This window comes from Mesorhizobium sp. M6A.T.Cr.TU.014.01.1.1 (assembly GCF_004022765.1).
In the GTDB taxonomy this organism is placed as follows: Bacteria; Pseudomonadota; Alphaproteobacteria; order Rhizobiales; family Rhizobiaceae; genus Mesorhizobium; species Mesorhizobium mediterraneum.
The window spans coordinates 1-15,181 of sequence record NZ_RZPG01000022.1 but is presented as its reverse complement, the minus strand read 5'-3'; the positions used below and the strand labels follow the sequence as shown (position 1 = coordinate 15,181).

Sequence of the window (15,181 nt, the reverse complement as noted above, 5' to 3'; positions counted from 1 at the left end):
GCGTTTGAAATTTGATCAAATCCACAACCATAAGAAAGGGGAACTGCTATGAGGACTTATCTGCAAATCGTATCTGCCGCCGCGATCTGCTTCGCGACCTCAACTTTTGCCGCGTCCGCGGCCGATCCCGTCACAGTGGTCGGCTGGGGTGGTACATGGGACAAGGCCTACAAGGACGGGGTCTGGGACAAGTACACCGAGCAGACCGGAACTCCGATCATCATGGAAGAATGGGGCGGCGAAGTCGCCAAGGTTCGCGCCCAGGTGCAGGCGGGCAACATCACCTATGACGTCGTCTCGGTCGAAGCGCCCGCCATGGAAGTCGGCTGCGCCGAAGGCCTGTTCGTTCCGCTGACGCCGGAAATCACAGGCGACGCGGCCAATTATCTGCCGGGCACCCTGCACGAATGCGGCGTCGCGTCCGACACATGGGCAACGATCCTCGCCTACAACACGGATGTCTACAAGGGCGACGCCGCGCCGAAGAGTTGGGCGGATTTCTGGAACGTCGAGAAATTTCCGGGAAAGCGCGGCCTCTACCAGCAGGCGCAGTTCACGCTTGAAAATGCGCTAATGGCCGACGGCGTGAAGCGCGAGGACATGTACAAGGTGCTAGGCACGCCGGAAGGCGTCGACCGGGCTTTCGCCATGCTCGACAAGATCAAGCCGCACGCCGTCTGGTGGTCCACCACAACGCAGGGCATCCAGAACCTCGACAGCGGCGAAGTGGCTCTCAGCGATGGGTTCAATGCGCGCATCACCAACGAAGTCATCAACGAGAAGAAGCCCTACGCGATCGCATGGGACGCCGGCTTCTTCTACGGCACCGACTACTGGGCCGTGGTGAAGGGCGCGCCGCACCAGCAGGGCGGGCTGGATCTCCTCAAGTGGTTTTCCATCCCGGAAAATCAGGCCGGCTTCTCGAAGCTCTATGCCTATGGCACCGGCCGCAAGGAAGCCGCCGATCTCATTCCCGCGGATTAGAAAGCCAACCTGCCGACGTCGCCGGAGCACCTGCAGCACGGGGCATCCTATGACAACGACTTCTGGACCGAGCACAAGGAAGCGCTGGAAGAACGCTTCAAGGCCTGGCTCGCGAAGTAAGCCAAGCATGCTGGTCGGGACAAAGCCGGCTATGAAGCGGCGCCAACGGGGCGGCATGCTCGCCCTGTTGACGGCTCCGCTTGTTCTGTTCGTCGTCATTCTGTTTCTGTGGCCCGTGGCGCGCTTCCTCGCTCTGGCCGTGGACAACTCGGATTTCTCGAACAACCTGCCGCGCACAATTGCCGCTCTGGCCGACTGGAAAGCGGAGAGCGGCCTGCCTGACGAACCTGTCTTTGCAGCACTCGTCGAGGACCTCGCCGACGCGCGGCGCGCCGGGAAGGAAGGCGTCCTTGCGCAACTCGTCAACCAGCGCGTCGTCGGCAGCCGCTTCCTCGTCATCAAGACGGCAAAGGATGCGGCCGACGGCAAGCTCGACATGCGCCCCGTGCGCGACGAGGTGCTCTCCAAACAGGCTGGCTGGAAAAATGTCGATCTCTGGCAGGTCATAGCGCGTCAGCAAAGCGCGCGAACGGACTATTATCTGCTTGCGAGCCTCGACCTGAAGCGAGGGGCAGACAATACGATCGAGGCCGTTTCTGACGACCGCGCCATCTTCGTCGACGCGCTGCTGCGCACGATCTGGATCAGCATCGTGGTGACCGTCATCTGCGCGGTGCTCGCCGTGCCGCTGGCGCAAGCGATCGTCAGCGCGCCGCAAGTCTGGTCGAAGCTGATGTTCGCGCTGATCCTGTTTCCGCTCTGGACATCGCTGCTGGTGCGTACCGTCATCTGGATCATCGTACTGCAGAAGAACGGCCCCGTGAATTCCACGCTGCTCGCACTGGGCATCGTCAGCGAACCCCTCGACCTCATCTACACCCGCTTTTCGCTCTACCTGGCGATGGTTCAGGTTCTGCTGCCCATGATGGTCCTCTCGGTCGTAGCCGTCATGCGGCGGGTCCCGACCACCTACATGCGCGCGGCGCTGTCGCTGGGCGCGCCGTGGCTCACGGCATGGCGCCGCGTCCAGTTGCCGTTGATCCTGCCCGGAATCCTGTCCGGCGGGGCGATCGTTTTTGTCTTCGCGCTCGGCTACTACATTACCCCGACGCTTGTCGGCGGGCCGACCGACCAGATGATCTCCAGCTACATCGCTTTCTACACAAACAACACTCTGAACTGGGGCATGGGCGCGGCGCTTTCGCTGCAACTGCTGATGATCCTCGTGCTGTTCGCGTTCCTCTTCTGGACGGCGTCCGCCCTCTTCCGCCGCAAGGCGCATGTCGCATGAGCGCCGATCGCTTCCGGAAATGGCTGATGTATGCCTATGCGGCGACGTTGCTGGCGTTCATCATCCTGCCACTGCTGATCGTGGTCCCTATGTCGCTGACATCAAGCAATTCGCTGGCGTTTCCGACGCCGGGCTGGTCGCTGCGCTGGTATGCCGAACTGTGGGTCGACCAGCGGTGGCCGAACGCGCTGTGGAACTCGGTCGTCATTGGGCTATCCACCACGGTCCTGGCCTCGCTGCTCGGCATACCGGCGGCGATCGGGCTCGCCTGGAGCGATTTTGCCGGCAAGCGCATCATCTACGCGATCATCGCCGCGCCCTTGGTGACACCGGTCGTCATCGTCGGCGTCGCTGCCTTCTCATTCTTCGCCACACTCGGACTCGTTGGCAACAAGCTATCGATCATTCTGGTGCATACGGCGATGGCCGTGCCTGTGATGCTGACGACCGTCGTCGCCAGCCTTTCGACCTTCGACCGGACGCTGCTTCGCGCGGCGGCATCGCTCGGCGCCGGCACCATGCGCACCTTCTTCAAGGTGGTGCTGCCGCTGATAGCGCCGGGCGTCATTACGGGGGCCATCATCGCCTTCATCATCTCTTTCGACGAAGTCGTCGTCGCAAGCTTCCTCTCGACGGGCGCGGAGCGAACCTTGCCTCGCATGATCTTCTCCGGCGTTCGCGAGTCCATCAGTCCTGCCATTGCGGCCGTTGCCGTGCTGCTGATCGCTTTCTCAGCGGTCCTGCTTGGTGTCATTGCCATCCTGCAGAGCCGCTCACAAACTCTCCGCGCAAAGGTCTCGGCATGAAACTCGTTCCGTCGGTGCAGCAACTCGAGACCGAGATGACGGCGTGGCGGCGGCATCTGCATGCCAATCCCGAACTCGGCTTCGAGGAGTTCGAGACGGCGTGTTTCGTGGCGGACAAACTGCGGTCGTGGGGCATCGAGACGACCGAAGGCGTCGGCCGGACAGGCGTCGTCGGCACGCTCAGGGGCAGGCTCGGCACCGGTCGCAGCCTTGGCATCCGCGCCGACATGGACGCCCTGCCGATGACCGAGGCCCGGCCGCTGCCGCATGCGTCCCGCATTCCCGGAAAGATGCATGGCTGCGGCCATGACGGTCACACGACGATGCTGCTCGGCGCAGCCTCGGCGCTTGCCCGCTCGCCTGACTTCGCCGGCACGGTACATTTCATCTTTCAGCCGGCCGAGGAGGGCCGAGGTGGGGCGGTCGCCATGCTGAACGAAGGCCTTTTCGAGCGTTTCCCCTGCGACGAAGTCTACGCGCTGCACAATTCCGAACGGCCGCTCGGCGAGATCGCCGTCCACCGCGGGACGGTGGCCGCGGCGGCCGATCGCTTCGAGATCGTCGTGCACGGAAGGGGCGGCCATGCGGCGATGCCGCATCTTGCGATCAATCCACTTCCCAGCGCCGCGCGCATCCTGCTGGCGATAGAAGCTCTGCCCGGCCGCCTGACCGATGTGCACTCTCCGGCAATCGTCACCGTTGGCAGCCTGCGCGCCGGCGAAGCCTTCAACACTATCCCCGACACTGCGTTTCTGACCGGCACCGTGCGCACCTTCGACCATAAGGTTCAAATGACGCTGGAGACAGCAATCCGCCGCATCGCGAATAACGAGGCCGAAGCTTTTGGCGCTAGCGTCGACATCCGCTACGAGTCGCCCTTCGCGCCGACGATCAACACTCCGGCGCAAGCCGATGCGATGATCGCGATTGCCAGCGAGGTGATGGGACCGGAACGTCTCGTCGTCGATCCGCCTCCCGAGATGGGCTCGGAAGATTTCTGCTACATGCTGCAGCAGCGGCCCGGCTGCTATTTCCTGCTCGGCCAGGCCGACGATGCGCACCAAGCCGCCGCGCATGACACCAATTACGATTTCAACGACGCTATCCTGCCCATCGGCGCGAGCCTTTGGGTCAGGCTAGTGGAGCGCCGCCTGTCCGCGGGTGGCGAATCGTGATGCAGCTGCCGGAAAAGGACATCGGCTGGCGCAGCCACTGGCTGCGGCAGGCGCTGGCGGAGGACCCGGACCTTGCGCCTCCGCTCGAAGAGGCGACGCAGGCCGACATCTGCATCGTCGGCGGCGGCTATCTCGGACTGTGGACCGCCATTCGCCTCAAGGAGCACAATCCGGGCTTCGACATTGTCATCATTGAGCGCGACATTTGTGGTGGTGGCCCGAGCGGCCGCAATTCCGGCATGGTGCTTTCGGCATGGACGAAATACAGCGCGCTTGCAGCCCTGCGCGGCGGAAACGATGCGCTTTCGATCATTAAGGCATCCGAAGCCGCAATTGGCGGCATCGAGGCTTTTTGCAAGGCCGAGGGAATCGACGGCTGGTTCGATCGTATCGGCTGGATCTGGGGCGCGACGTGCCAAGCCCAGCTTGGTGCCTGGGACGACGCGTTGAACAAGCTGGTAGCGCATGGCTACGTGCCGGCGCGGCGCGTTTCGCGCGACGAGATCGCGGCGACGACCGGCACGACGAGCCACCTCGGCGGCGCGTTCGATGCTTCGTCGGCAACCGTGCATCCGGGATTCCTGGTGCGCGGCCTGCGCCGGGCAGCGCTAAAACGCGGCGTGCGCATCTATGAAAAGTCGCCGATGACGCGGTTTTTACGAGGCGGCAAACTCAAGGTGGAAACGGCAAAAGGCACTGTGTCCTGCGGCAAGATCGTGCTTGCCCTGAATGCGTGGTCTGGCGCCATTCCGGAACTGGCCCCGGCAATCTTCAACATCTCCAGCGACGACGCCATGTCGAAACCCATTCCAGACCTTCTCGAAAAGGTCGGCTACCGCCGCGCGCCGCTGATGATCGACTCCCGCGTCTTCGTTGGTGGTTGGTCGCCGACGCGTGATGGCCGGCTATCCGTCGGCGTCAGTGGCGGCTTCATCGGCCTCGGCGGCATCGTCGACCAGCGTTTTCATGGTTTGTCGCCAAGGGTCGCCGACATGCGCCGCGCGTTGCGGGACGGTCACCCGGCGCTCGCCGAGTTTCCGCTCGAGACATCGTGGAACGGCCCGATCGATCGGACCGTCAGCGGCGTGCCGCTGTTCGGCGCCCTGCCCGCCAACCGCGACATCGTCTACGGCTACGGCTTTTCCGGCAACGGCACGACGATGGCCTATCTCGGCGGCAAGATCCTGACCAACCTGTTGACCGGCGGCGAATCCGAACTCACCCATTCAGCGCTCGTGCGCCCGGTGACGCGAGGCTTCCCTCCCGAACCATTCCGTTTCGTCGGCGCGCATTTCGTCCGTGGCGCGGTGCGGCGGCGCGACGATCTCGAACATGCCGGCCGCAAGCCGGACCTCGTGACCAGATGGCTCGCGGGACTGGCCCCGTCCGGCGTCACCCCTTCGAAAGCCAACCTCCGCGCAAGGAAAGGATGAACGATGTCCAAGGCCAAGATCTTCAAGCACAGCGAATTGACCCTGAAGCCATCGGTAACGCCGACCGGCACATCCTCGATTGCCCGCGTCATCAATGCCGAGATCAGTCGGACCATGGGCGGCGGCATCGAATATCTCGAGAACGCCTCGATCGACTGGACCGTGACCTACGACGAGGTGCTGTTCATCCACGAAGGCACCTTGACGATCGAACTGGACGACGGCCGCTATGAGTGCAATCCCGGCGACATCGTCTGGCTGCCCAACGGCACCCATCTGAAATATATCGCCACCGAACGCGCCGGCTATTTCTATTGCCTTTACCCGTTCGACTGGGCGGCGCGGCAGGGAACGATAGAACCTTAAACTGAGAGGCACTCCTTTCCAAGGGTTGGCCATTTACGGAGGTCAGCGATGGAGCAAACTGATATTCCGTGTCGGCACCACGTATCAGATTTCACCACTAGAAAGACGAACGGCAGTGAGCGAGATTTTTGATCGCCTGCCCGGCAAAAGCCATGATCGCGCTTATGTCAGGCAGGCATGACCATTGCGAAAATCGAAAATTGCGAAGTCCGATCAGACCTTAACAGGCGAATGCTGCTTGGAGCTGCCGGCCTTGCCGCACTGGCCGGGCTTGCCGCTTGCGCCACTGTCCTGTCCACCGGCGAAGGCGCCGGTGTCTCTGCTTCCGCCGCCGGCACCCTGACCAGCATTCGCGCCTCAGCCGGCCTCGGGCCGCTTGTCCCCGATCCTCAGCTCGAACAGGCAGCCCTGCAGCAGGCCGGCTATATGGCACGAGGCGGCCGCATGACCCACACCACCGGCTGGGGCAAGGGATTTGCCTCGCGCGTCAAGGGTAACGGCATCACCGGTGCGGCCGCCGAAAACATCGCCGAGGGTCGCTTCGATCAGCAGAAGCTGTTCGATATCTGGATGCATTCGGCCGGCCACCGCCGCAATATGCTCGACCCGCGCTTCACCCGCTTCGGTCTGGCCTATGTGCGGGACGGCCGCGACAGCTCGTTGCGCTACTGGAGCCTCGTTCTCGGCAAATAGGAGACGTGACCGGCACGTCGACGGCCGTCAGTCCATATGCGCGGGACCGGCGGGCGGACCAGCCTTTGGCTTGCGCAGCAGAAAAACAAACGGGATAGCAAGCAGCGTCATCATCATCAGCAGCTTGAAGTCGTTGACGTACGAGATCATCATCGCCTGGATATTGACCATGCCATCCATCCGGGAAAGCGCCGTCGGATCACCGCCCGCTGCTGCCGGCGACGCCGCCCACAGGTTGGGATTGAACGGATTAACGTAGGCCGAGAGCTCGGCATGGTTGACCTGGGTGTTGCGCACCAGCAGAACCGTCACCACCGACACGCCGATCGATGAGCCAAGATTGCGCACCAGGCTGAACAACGCCGTGGCATCGGTGCGATAGCGCACGTCGAGCGTGGCGAAGGCCACGGTCGACAGCGGCACGAATACCATGCCCATTCCCAGCCCCTGGATGACGCCGGAACTGAGGATCAGCCAGTTGTCCATCTGCGGCGAGAAGCTGGACATCGTGTGGAGCGACTGCGCGGTCAGCAAAAAGCCGATGACAACGAGGATCCTGGCATCGACCTTGTGCATGATGCGGCCGACCAGGAGCATCGCAATCATCGTGCCAACACCGCGTGGCCCCAAGACGATGCCGATTGTGAGGGTCGGATAGCCGAAGATGGTCGCCAGCATTGGCGGCAGCAGCGACATGCTCGCCAAAATGAGCACGCCCATGACGAAGATAAACGCCAGCCCGGTCACGAAATTGCGGTCGAGGAATATCTTGGGATCGATGAAGGGGTGTTCCGCCGTCACCGTGTGAATGATGAACACCCAGAAGCCGGTCAGCGAAAGACCGAGCTCGATCCAGATCTCGACCGAGGAAAACCAGTCGACCTCGCCGCCGCGATCCAGCATCAGCTGCAGCGCTCCGACGCCGAGCGAGAGCATGGCGAAGCCGAAGAAATCGAAGCTGCGTATCCGCCTTGCAACGGCCGGCAAGTAGGCGGCCATGCCAAGGAAGGCGATGATGCCGACCGGCAGGTTGATGAAGAACACCCAGCGCCAGTTGAAATTCTCGGTCAGCCAGCCACCGAGCGTCGGGCCCAGGATCGGCCCCAGCATGATGCCGGCGCCCCAGATGGCCATGGCCTGGCCGTGGCGCTCCTTCGGGTTGATGTCGAGCAGGAAGGTCTGTGACAGCGGCACGATTGCCGCGCCGAACACGCCCTGCATCAACCGGAAGAACACCATGGTCTCCAGGCTCCAGGCGATGCCGCACAGCATGGAGAATATGGTGAAGCCGACCACCGACGTCAGGAACAGCTCCTTGCGACCGAAGCGGTCGGCCAGCCAGCCGGTCACCGGCGTCATGATTGCCGCGGCAACGATGTAGGAGGTCAGCACCCAGTTGATGTTGTCGGGGGACGCGCCGAGATCGCCGGTCATGGTCGGCAGCGCGACGTTGGCGATCGTGGTGTCGAGCGCCTGCATGATCGTCGCCAGCATGAGCGCAACGGTGATCAGGCCGCGGTGCGGCACTTCGCGAAAGGGTTCTGGCGTGCTCATGATGTGGAACTTCCGGCAGGTAACAAAAAAATGTACACTAGAGCGACGTGCGTCCATTTGGACGCACAAAGTACGCTCTAGTACTTTGAGTCAGCGCATCGTGCTTTCCGAAAATCGATTCCGATTTTCGGGCCGATGCGCGAGGTTTCCGGGCGGCGCGGCCTTCCGTATGGAGAGACCCTCATCGCGGTGGGACGCGACTATCGATGTGGGGGTTACATCGACCGAGCGTCTCGATAAAACGGCGCCTGCCGCCCGGAAACCTGAGAACCGAAAGGGGTCTGCGTCGCGTTGTTCAGGCTTCGCTCAGGCCGCAACGCAGCCCGGTCCAAACCCCAACCCCTGGTGCATCTCCCGTCGGACCAATCCTGTCAGCTGCGTTCCTCTCCGTGCGCTGCCTGCATTCTACTTGTTGCGTCTCAGACCTCATCGTCCAATGGAACGAGGCGGTCTATTGCGCCTCACTCGCCGTGGCGTGGCCGAAGATGCTGGGAAGCCCGCGGGAAACGCCGGTGTCCACCGTGACGGTCGCGCTCATGCCGGTGCGCAGCGCCATCTTGGCGTCGGCATCGGCCAGTTCCAGGCGCACCGGAATGCGCTGGGTGACTTTGACCCAATTGCCGGTGGCGTTCTGGGCGGGCAACAGCGAGAACTCGGCTCCCGTGCCGGCGCCGATCGCCTTGACCGTGGCCTCGAACGTCTTGCCCGGATAGGTGTCGACCACGATTTCGGCCTTCTGGCCCGGCTTCATGTGGGTGAGCTGCGTTTCCTTGAAATTGGCATCGATCCAGGTGTCGCCGGTCTCGACCAGCGAAAACAGCGGCGTGCCAGAGCCGACATACTGGCCGACCTTGAACGAGGCAGCCTGGCTGACGATGCCGTCAGCCGGCGCCCTGACAGTGGTCTGCGCCAAATCGTAGGCAGCCTTGTCGCGCGCGGCGAGCGCCGCCATCACGGTCGGATGCTTATCGGTCTCGATATCGGGATTGCCGCCAAGGCCCGCCTTGGCGCTGAGGATGCCCTGCTCGGCCACGGCCAGTTGCTGCTTGGCTTTGTCGAGATCGTTCCTGGCCTCGTCGAGCGAGGACTTGGCATTGATGCCCTTGCGGGCAAGGTCGGCGGCTCGGTCGTATTGCGACTGCGCGTAGTCGACCTGGCTGGCGTCGGACTTCTCCTGCGCCAGCGCCTGGCTGTAGGCCGCACGCAGCTGCTCGACATTGAGGCGCGCGCCGGCCACCGCCGCGTCGGCCTGGGCCAATGCGATCCGGTAGGGCTCGGGATCGATGGCGAACAGCACGTCGCCCTGCTTGACTGACTGGTTGTCGAAAATATCGACCTGAACGATGCGACCCGCCGTATCGGCGGCTATCGAGACCTTGGCCTGCTGCAGATTGGCGTTTTCGGTCTCCTGGTAGCGGCCGCCGGTCACCCAGACGTAGCTGCCGCCGGCGATCAGTGCCACGGGGAGCGCAAACATCAATAGGAAGCGGCCGACACGGCGCTTCTTCTTCGGCACCACCGGCGCCGGTGCTAGCTGCGGAGCGACCGCCACCGGAGCCGCCGCCGGCTGCGCCGGAGCTTCCACCTCCAGCTTGGTTGCATTCTCATCTACCTTGGCTACCGCGTTCATGCTGCTGCGCCTTCTGCACCTTTGACTTTTTCGCCGGACGCCGTCTCGCCGTCCGCCAGGTTCTTGGCCATTGCCTCCAGACCCTTGATCAGGATGCGGCGATCTTCGAGCGACACGCCGGTAAGCGATTCCTCATAGACTTCGCCAGCAAGGCTCTTGATCTCTGCGTAGGCCTCGCTCGCTTTGGCGGTCGGGAAGATCATGCGGACGCGGCGGTCGGTGGCGTCGGAACGGCGCTCGATCCAGCCGCTCTCCTCCATGCGGTCGACCAGGCGCGACACGCTGATCGGCTCGATCTCGAGAAGCTCGGCGAGCCGCGCTTGCGTGATGCCTTCTTCCTTGGCGACGCGGACCATAAGCCGCCATTGCGCCGAGGAAAGGCCGAGCCCGCTGGCCTTCGCCTCGAAGCGCTTGCGCATCAGGCGCTGCACGTCGTGGATCAAAAAGCCCAATCTATCGATGCCGTCGGAAACCATGAGCGGCATATATTATAAGCGTGCTTACTATTCAAGATGCGGCATTATGCCAGAAGCCGGCAAGTGTGGATGGCAGTCACATCAGGAACGATTGCGAATGAGCATCGTGACCACGAAAAAAGCGCCGACCGAGCTGGTGATGATGCCGATCGGCAGTTCCTGCGGCGGCAGCAGCGTGCGGGCGAGAAGGTCGCTTGCCAGCAACAGCACCGCTCCAAAGAGGGCGCAGCTTGCAATCAGGCGCAGGTGCAACGGGCCGGCCAGGGGCCGGGACAGATGCGGGATCATCAGACCGACGAAACCTATGACGCCTACCACCGAGACGAGGATCGCCGTCGAGAAAGCGGCGACGAGAAATGTCGTCCTGCGCATCCGCGCAACCGGCACGCCGAGGCTTTCGGCGGCGTTTTCGCCGGCCAGGAAAGCGTCGAGCCGACGGTGGTTCCAAAGTCCGAAGACAAGGATGGTGCCTGCGCCCAGAGCAGCCAGTCCGACATTGTCCCACCGCGCCAGCCCGAGCCCGCCCATCGTCCAGAACAGCACCGAGTGGGCGGCGCGCTGGTCACCGGCAAAGACGAGATAGTTGGTCAAGGCGGTGAACATGAACGATACGGCAAGCCCGGCCAATATCAGCCGTTCGGGGCCTTGCCCCCTCACCCGCGAAACCAGCAACAGCACGATGCCGGCGGCCAAAATGCCGCCGGTGAAGGCAGCGACCGGCAACGTCCAGATGCCGAAATGGTCGCCAAAAATGGTGATAACGGAAACCGCGCCGGCCGCGGCACCGGACGACAGGCCGAACAGGAACGGATCGGCGAGGTCGTTGCGCGTTACCGTCTGCAGCAGCGCGCCGATGACGCCCAGCCCGGCGCCGACACAGATGGCCATGATCGTGCGCGGCAGCCTGAGATCGACAACGATTTTGCCGACCGGACCGGGCACGATGTCTCCGTCCAGTCCGGCCGCATGTCCGAGCGCGGCAACCACGTCGCTCAACGCTATGACCGTCGCTCCATAGGCGATCGACAGCAGTGCAAGAGTGGCAATCGCCACTGCTCCTGCTATCATTGCCAATTCGAACGCCCTGCGGCGCAAGCTCAGAAAGCTTCCGGGTGCATCGCCCTGGCGATCTTGCCGATCGCCTCGATGTTGGCTGGCCCGGGCGTCAGCTCGGCATAGCGCAGCGCGACGAAGCGCTCATTCCTGACCGCGTCGGTTTCCTTCATCGCCGGATGAACTTTGAGGAAATCGAGCAGTTTCCTGTAGCCGCCACCGTCCTGGTAATCGAGCAGGATCAGGAACTGCGGATTGCGGGAGGCGACCGTTTCCCAATCCGTATTGCCCCAGCTCGTCTGCATGTCGGCCATGATGTTGTCGCCGCCGGCAGCGGCGATCATGGCGCTGGGGATCGCGAACTTGCCTGATGTGAAGGGTTTGTCTTCGCCGGAGTCGTAAAGAAATACGCGCGTTCCCTTGTGGTCGCCAACCTTCGCCGTGATATCGGCGAGTTGCGCTTTCCAGTCCGAAACAAGTTTTTTCGCCTCGGCTTCCTTGTCGAAAATCCTGCCCAGCTTTTCGATGTCGTCGTAGAGCAGGTCCATTGAGGCGGCGGGGCGGTTGTTGTCGAGATGGACGCAGCTTTCCGTCAGCACCAGCGTCTTGATACCGTGCGGGACCAGCGTATCGGGCGTCACCTCGCCGCCCGGCTTCATGCCGTAGTACCAGCCGGCGAAGAAGAAATCGGGCTCGACGGCGACGAGGTTTTCAATTGTCGGATACTTTGGCGCGAGTTCCGGGATCGAGCCCTGCTCGGCCTTGAATTCCGGACCGACCTTGTACCATCCGGTGATGCCGGTCAGGCCGACGATCGACGGTTGCAGCCCCAGCGCGAAGGCCATCTCGGCCATGTTCATATCCTGGATGACGGCGCGCTTCGGCGCGGCGTCGAACGTCAGCGGCGTGCCGCAGCTGTCAACAGTTACCGGAAAAGCAAAGGCGGTCACCGGGAAAGCGAGGGAGGCGAAAGACAATGCGAGGCGTTTCACGAATATTGCTCCTTGGTCAAATCGGAATGTGAAGAGGCACGGTTCGGAACGTCGAATACCGTGAGTTCGCGGTCTTCGGTGGGATGGCGCAGCCGAAGCACGTCGACGCCGAAAATCTGGCGGATCAACTGCTTGGTCAGCGCCTCGCGCGGACCGGCGAGTGCCTGCAGGCGGGCCTCGTTCATCACCGCGACCCTGGTGGCAAATGGTGTGACCAGCGACAGATCATGAAGCACCGCCACGACGGTCATGCCAAACTGCGATACGAGTTCGAGAAGCTCGCTGCGGGCGCGCGGATCGAGATGATTGGTCGGTTCATCGAGGAACAGGATCTTAGGCTCCTGGGCGATGGCGCGTGCCAGCTGGGCGCGTTGCCGCTCGCCACCGGACAGCGAGCCGATCGTGCGGCCGAGCAGCGGCAGCAGGCCGGTTCTGCGAAGCGCTTCGACGACGATGTCGCGTTGCTCGCTCCTCCGTCGCAAGCCGGCATGCGGGACGCGGCCAAGCTCGACGTAGTCGATCACGGCAAGCCGCGGATCAGGCTGATCGGTCTGGCCGACGACAGCCATGTGCAGCGCCCGCTCGGCGGCCGAAAACGTCTCCAGCCGGCGTCCGGAAAATCTCACATCTCCCGCGCTTGGCCGCAGGGTGCCGCATAGCATGCGCAACAGCGTCGTCTTGCCGGCGCCGTTGGGACCGATGATTGCGAGGCGATCGCCCGCCGCCACCGAAAGGCTGACCGCGCTGACCAGGCATTGGCCATTCGCCGTCGCGCTCAGCTCACGCGCTTCAAGAAGAGGCTGGGAGGCGTCCAACTTACCGTCACTTTCTCAATGGCGACGGAAGGAAGCTGGACGGACCGGCCGACAAGACCGATGCCCACGTCTCCTCCCGGCACACCCCGTCCGGTCAACTCATGCTGATGGCAGGTCTCCTGGCTCGCGGGTCTTTGCGCCATCCTGCCTTCCCAGCCTTGCCGGCCAGTGGCATTTCGGATTTTGCTCGCCGCTTACAGTTGCGGGGGCAGCCACGGCCTCGATCCGAAGATCTCACCGTGTTCCCTTTTCACCCCTTGCCTTTCGACTCGGGGACCATCACTCAGCCACCCTAGTTTTCCGCCAATCACAGCGCAATAAATTTCCAGGGTTGGAACAGCCGATGGAGCAAAGGGTCTTATCAGTAGGGGCCATATGAATCTCGTTATGTAATAACGTTACTATGTAAAAGACGTTGCTTGCTCCTGTCAAGCTCTTTCGACCGACGCCTTCGACTTGCCGGCCGCCGTTGCTCGCGATTTGCGCAGTGCGCAATTTCGATCAAACTGCCTCCACCAGGAAACGGCACGATGACCTGCCGACGCGAAGACCCGAGACCATAGCAAGGAGCCATATGAACCCGACCGAGAAAGCGCTGTGGTTCGTCGAAAGCCATCTGCCGGAAGCGATCTCTCTCGAAGATGTCGCCAACAGCAGCGGTGTTTCGCGCTTTCACGTGACGCGGGCCTTTGGGGCTGCGACCGGCCGTTCGGTGATGGGCTACATGCGTTCGCGCCGGCTGACCGAAGCGGCGCGCAAGCTCGCCGCCGGCGCACCCGACATTCTCTCGCTCGCGCTCGACACCGGCTACGCTTCGCATGAGGCCTTCACCCGTGCCTTCCGCGACCAATTCGGCACCACGCCGGAACTGGTGCGCGCGCAAGGCTCGCTCGACAATCTCGCTCTCGTGGAGCCGATCCTGATGAACCAGTCTTTCCTCACCGATCTCGACCCGCCGCGTTTTGAGACCAGCCGGCCGTTTCTCATCGCCGGTCTCGGCGAACGCTACAGCTGCGAAACCAGCGCCGGCATCCCGATGCAATGGCAGCGGTTCGGCCCGTATATCGGCAATATTCCAGGCGAGATCGGCGACGTCGCCTATGGCGTCTGCGTCAACGGCGACGACACCGGCAATTTCGACTACATCGCCGGCGTCGAGGTGTCCGATTTTTCGGACCTGCCGAGGGAGTTTTCGCGCGTGCGCGTGCCGGCGCAGAAATACGCCGTGTTCGCCCATCGTGACCACATCTCGACCATCCGCCGCACGGTCAACACGATCTGGAACAAATGGCTGCCGGCCTCCGGGCACGAGATCGCCGATGTGCCCGAATTCGAGCGCTACGGCCCCGAATTCGATCCACGCAGCGGCAATGGCGGGCTGGAAATCTGGATACCGGTGAAGGGGTGAAGCGCGGCCAGCCAAGGGCAATTGCTTCAGACAAATGATGCTTCCAGCTTGTGTTGGAGATCATTGTCGAGGCGCGCTCCGCCCGGTTTTTGCCTTCTCCCCTTGTGGGAGAAGGTGTCGCCGAAGGCGACGGATGAGGGGTGCTCCAGCCTGGCGCCGATGGCGTTCCGTCCAGCACCCCTCAACCGTCTCGGCGCTGCGCGCCGATCCACCTTCTCCCACAAGGAGGGCTTTGCACGGGGAGCGAAGTGGATTTCGGTGGTCAGTGAGGGCCTTTTTGAAGGCCGGCAGAGCGGTTTTCCGCGGCCCTTGCGGGGCCTTTGTCGGTTTAGGCAGCCATCCTGCCGGATTGTGGACGCACTCCTCCCTCATGTCCGCCTCTCATCGGGTGGATAGAGGACGCCAATCATGGTGCGCAGATTGTAAGCGCAGGCGGCCAGTATGC

At 62.8% G+C, this 15,181-nt stretch carries 14 protein-coding genes and 1 riboswitch; of the genes, 8 read left to right on the top strand and 6 right to left on the bottom strand.

Features of this window, described 5'->3' with window-relative positions:
- The first annotated feature begins 48 nt into the window (after positions 1–48).
- From EN885_RS23065 to EN885_RS23035, 7 genes are all read left to right on the top strand, one after another.
- Positions 49–984 (top strand): ABC transporter substrate-binding protein, encoded by a 936-nt coding sequence (locus EN885_RS23065; RefSeq protein ID WP_128335220.1) that lies wholly within the window; start codon positions 49–51, stop codon positions 982–984.
- A 127-nt stretch (positions 985–1,111) separates the two neighbouring features.
- Positions 1,112–2,335 (top strand): ABC transporter permease, encoded by a 1,224-nt coding sequence (locus tag EN885_RS23060; RefSeq protein ID WP_206616840.1) that lies wholly within the window; start codon positions 1,112–1,114, stop codon positions 2,333–2,335.
- Positions 2,332–3,141 carry an ABC transporter permease gene (locus EN885_RS23055; protein ID WP_095485612.1) on the top strand — a complete coding sequence of 270 codons (810 nt, stop codon included), beginning with the start codon at positions 2,332–2,334 and terminating at the stop codon, positions 3,139–3,141. The genes EN885_RS23060 and EN885_RS23055 overlap by 4 nt, the downstream gene beginning before the upstream one ends.
- Positions 3,138–4,316 carry a M20 aminoacylase family protein gene (locus EN885_RS23050; protein ID WP_128243438.1) on the top strand — a complete coding sequence of 393 codons (1,179 nt, stop codon included), beginning with the start codon at positions 3,138–3,140 and terminating at the stop codon, positions 4,314–4,316. The genes EN885_RS23055 and EN885_RS23050 overlap by 4 nt, the downstream gene beginning before the upstream one ends.
- Entirely contained in the window at positions 4,316–5,749 is a 1,434-nt protein-coding gene (locus tag EN885_RS23045; protein WP_128243437.1) for an FAD-binding oxidoreductase, read from the top strand. Before EN885_RS23050 ends, EN885_RS23045 begins: the two co-directional genes overlap by 1 nt.
- A 3-nt stretch (positions 5,750–5,752) precedes the next feature.
- Positions 5,753–6,115, top strand: coding sequence for an AraC family ligand binding domain-containing protein (locus tag EN885_RS23040; protein ID WP_095485609.1), 363 nt, complete (start codon positions 5,753–5,755; stop codon positions 6,113–6,115).
- A 177-nt stretch (positions 6,116–6,292) separates the two neighbouring features.
- Complete coding sequence (locus tag EN885_RS23035; RefSeq protein ID WP_128243436.1) at positions 6,293–6,808, top strand: CAP domain-containing protein; 516 nt, start codon at positions 6,293–6,295, stop codon at positions 6,806–6,808.
- 27 nt (positions 6,809–6,835) lie between these two features.
- Here the strand turns inward: EN885_RS23035 and EN885_RS23030 are convergent, their stop codons facing one another.
- The 6 genes from EN885_RS23030 to EN885_RS23005 all read right to left on the bottom strand — a co-directional run bounded on the left by EN885_RS23030 (position 6,836) and on the right by EN885_RS23005 (position 13,328).
- On the bottom strand, positions 6,836–8,362 hold the full coding sequence (locus EN885_RS23030; protein ID WP_128243435.1) for a DHA2 family efflux MFS transporter permease subunit: 1,527 nt from the start codon (positions 8,360–8,362) through the stop codon (positions 6,836–6,838).
- Positions 8,363–8,813: 451 nt separating this feature from the next.
- On the bottom strand, positions 8,814–9,992 hold the full coding sequence (locus EN885_RS23025; protein WP_126107046.1) for an HlyD family secretion protein: 1,179 nt from the start codon (positions 9,990–9,992) through the stop codon (positions 8,814–8,816).
- The gene (locus tag EN885_RS23020; RefSeq protein WP_095485822.1) at positions 9,989–10,468 is read right to left on the bottom strand and encodes a MarR family transcriptional regulator; all 480 of its coding nucleotides are present in this window, start codon (positions 10,466–10,468) and stop codon (positions 9,989–9,991) included. The genes EN885_RS23025 and EN885_RS23020 overlap by 4 nt, the downstream gene beginning before the upstream one ends.
- A gap of 81 nt (positions 10,469–10,549) precedes the next feature.
- Positions 10,550–11,536: an iron ABC transporter permease gene (locus tag EN885_RS23015; protein WP_128243434.1), complete on the bottom strand. Its 987-nt coding sequence runs from the start codon at positions 11,534–11,536 to the stop codon at positions 10,550–10,552.
- Positions 11,537–11,565: 29 nt separating this feature from the next.
- A complete protein-coding gene (locus EN885_RS23010; RefSeq protein WP_128243433.1) occupies positions 11,566–12,513 on the bottom strand; it encodes an ABC transporter substrate-binding protein in 948 nt (315 codons plus the stop codon).
- Positions 12,510–13,328 carry an ABC transporter ATP-binding protein gene (locus EN885_RS23005; protein WP_128243432.1) on the bottom strand — a complete coding sequence of 273 codons (819 nt, stop codon included), beginning with the start codon at positions 13,326–13,328 and terminating at the stop codon, positions 12,510–12,512. Before EN885_RS23005 ends, EN885_RS23010 begins: the two co-directional genes overlap by 4 nt.
- A gap of 91 nt (positions 13,329–13,419) precedes the next feature.
- Positions 13,420–13,624, bottom strand: a riboswitch (cobalamin riboswitch).
- Between the two features lie 278 nt (positions 13,625–13,902).
- Here EN885_RS23005 and EN885_RS23000 point away from each other — a divergent pair.
- The gene (locus tag EN885_RS23000; RefSeq protein WP_128243431.1) at positions 13,903–14,736 is read left to right on the top strand and encodes an AraC family transcriptional regulator; all 834 of its coding nucleotides are present in this window, start codon (positions 13,903–13,905) and stop codon (positions 14,734–14,736) included.
- Positions 14,737–15,181 lie beyond the last annotated feature (445 nt).

What these genes read in the sequence shown, in the direction of transcription:
- EN885_RS23065 (WP_128335220.1), top strand. Translation starts at nt 49, where the DNA reads ATGAGGACTTATCTGCAAATCGTATCTGCCGCCGCGATCTGCTTCGCG.
- EN885_RS23060 (WP_206616840.1), top strand. Translation starts at nt 1,112, where the DNA reads ATGCTGGTCGGGACAAAGCCGGCTATGAAGCGGCGCCAACGGGGCGGC.
- EN885_RS23055 (WP_095485612.1), top strand. Translation starts at nt 2,332, where the DNA reads ATGAGCGCCGATCGCTTCCGGAAATGGCTGATGTATGCCTATGCGGCG.
- EN885_RS23050 (WP_128243438.1), top strand. Translation starts at nt 3,138, where the DNA reads ATGAAACTCGTTCCGTCGGTGCAGCAACTCGAGACCGAGATGACGGCG.
- EN885_RS23045 (WP_128243437.1), top strand. Translation starts at nt 4,316, where the DNA reads ATGCAGCTGCCGGAAAAGGACATCGGCTGGCGCAGCCACTGGCTGCGG.
- EN885_RS23040 (WP_095485609.1), top strand. Translation starts at nt 5,753, where the DNA reads ATGTCCAAGGCCAAGATCTTCAAGCACAGCGAATTGACCCTGAAGCCA.
- EN885_RS23035 (WP_128243436.1), top strand. Translation starts at nt 6,293, where the DNA reads ATGACCATTGCGAAAATCGAAAATTGCGAAGTCCGATCAGACCTTAAC.
- EN885_RS23030 (WP_128243435.1), bottom strand. Translation starts at nt 8,362, where the DNA reads ATGAGCACGCCAGAACCCTTTCGCGAAGTGCCGCACCGCGGCCTGATC.
- EN885_RS23025 (WP_126107046.1), bottom strand. Translation starts at nt 9,992, where the DNA reads ATGAACGCGGTAGCCAAGGTAGATGAGAATGCAACCAAGCTGGAGGTG.
- EN885_RS23020 (WP_095485822.1), bottom strand. Translation starts at nt 10,468, where the DNA reads ATGGTTTCCGACGGCATCGATAGATTGGGCTTTTTGATCCACGACGTG.
- EN885_RS23015 (WP_128243434.1), bottom strand. Translation starts at nt 11,536, where the DNA reads ATGATAGCAGGAGCAGTGGCGATTGCCACTCTTGCACTGCTGTCGATC.
- EN885_RS23000 (WP_128243431.1), top strand. Translation starts at nt 13,903, where the DNA reads ATGAACCCGACCGAGAAAGCGCTGTGGTTCGTCGAAAGCCATCTGCCG.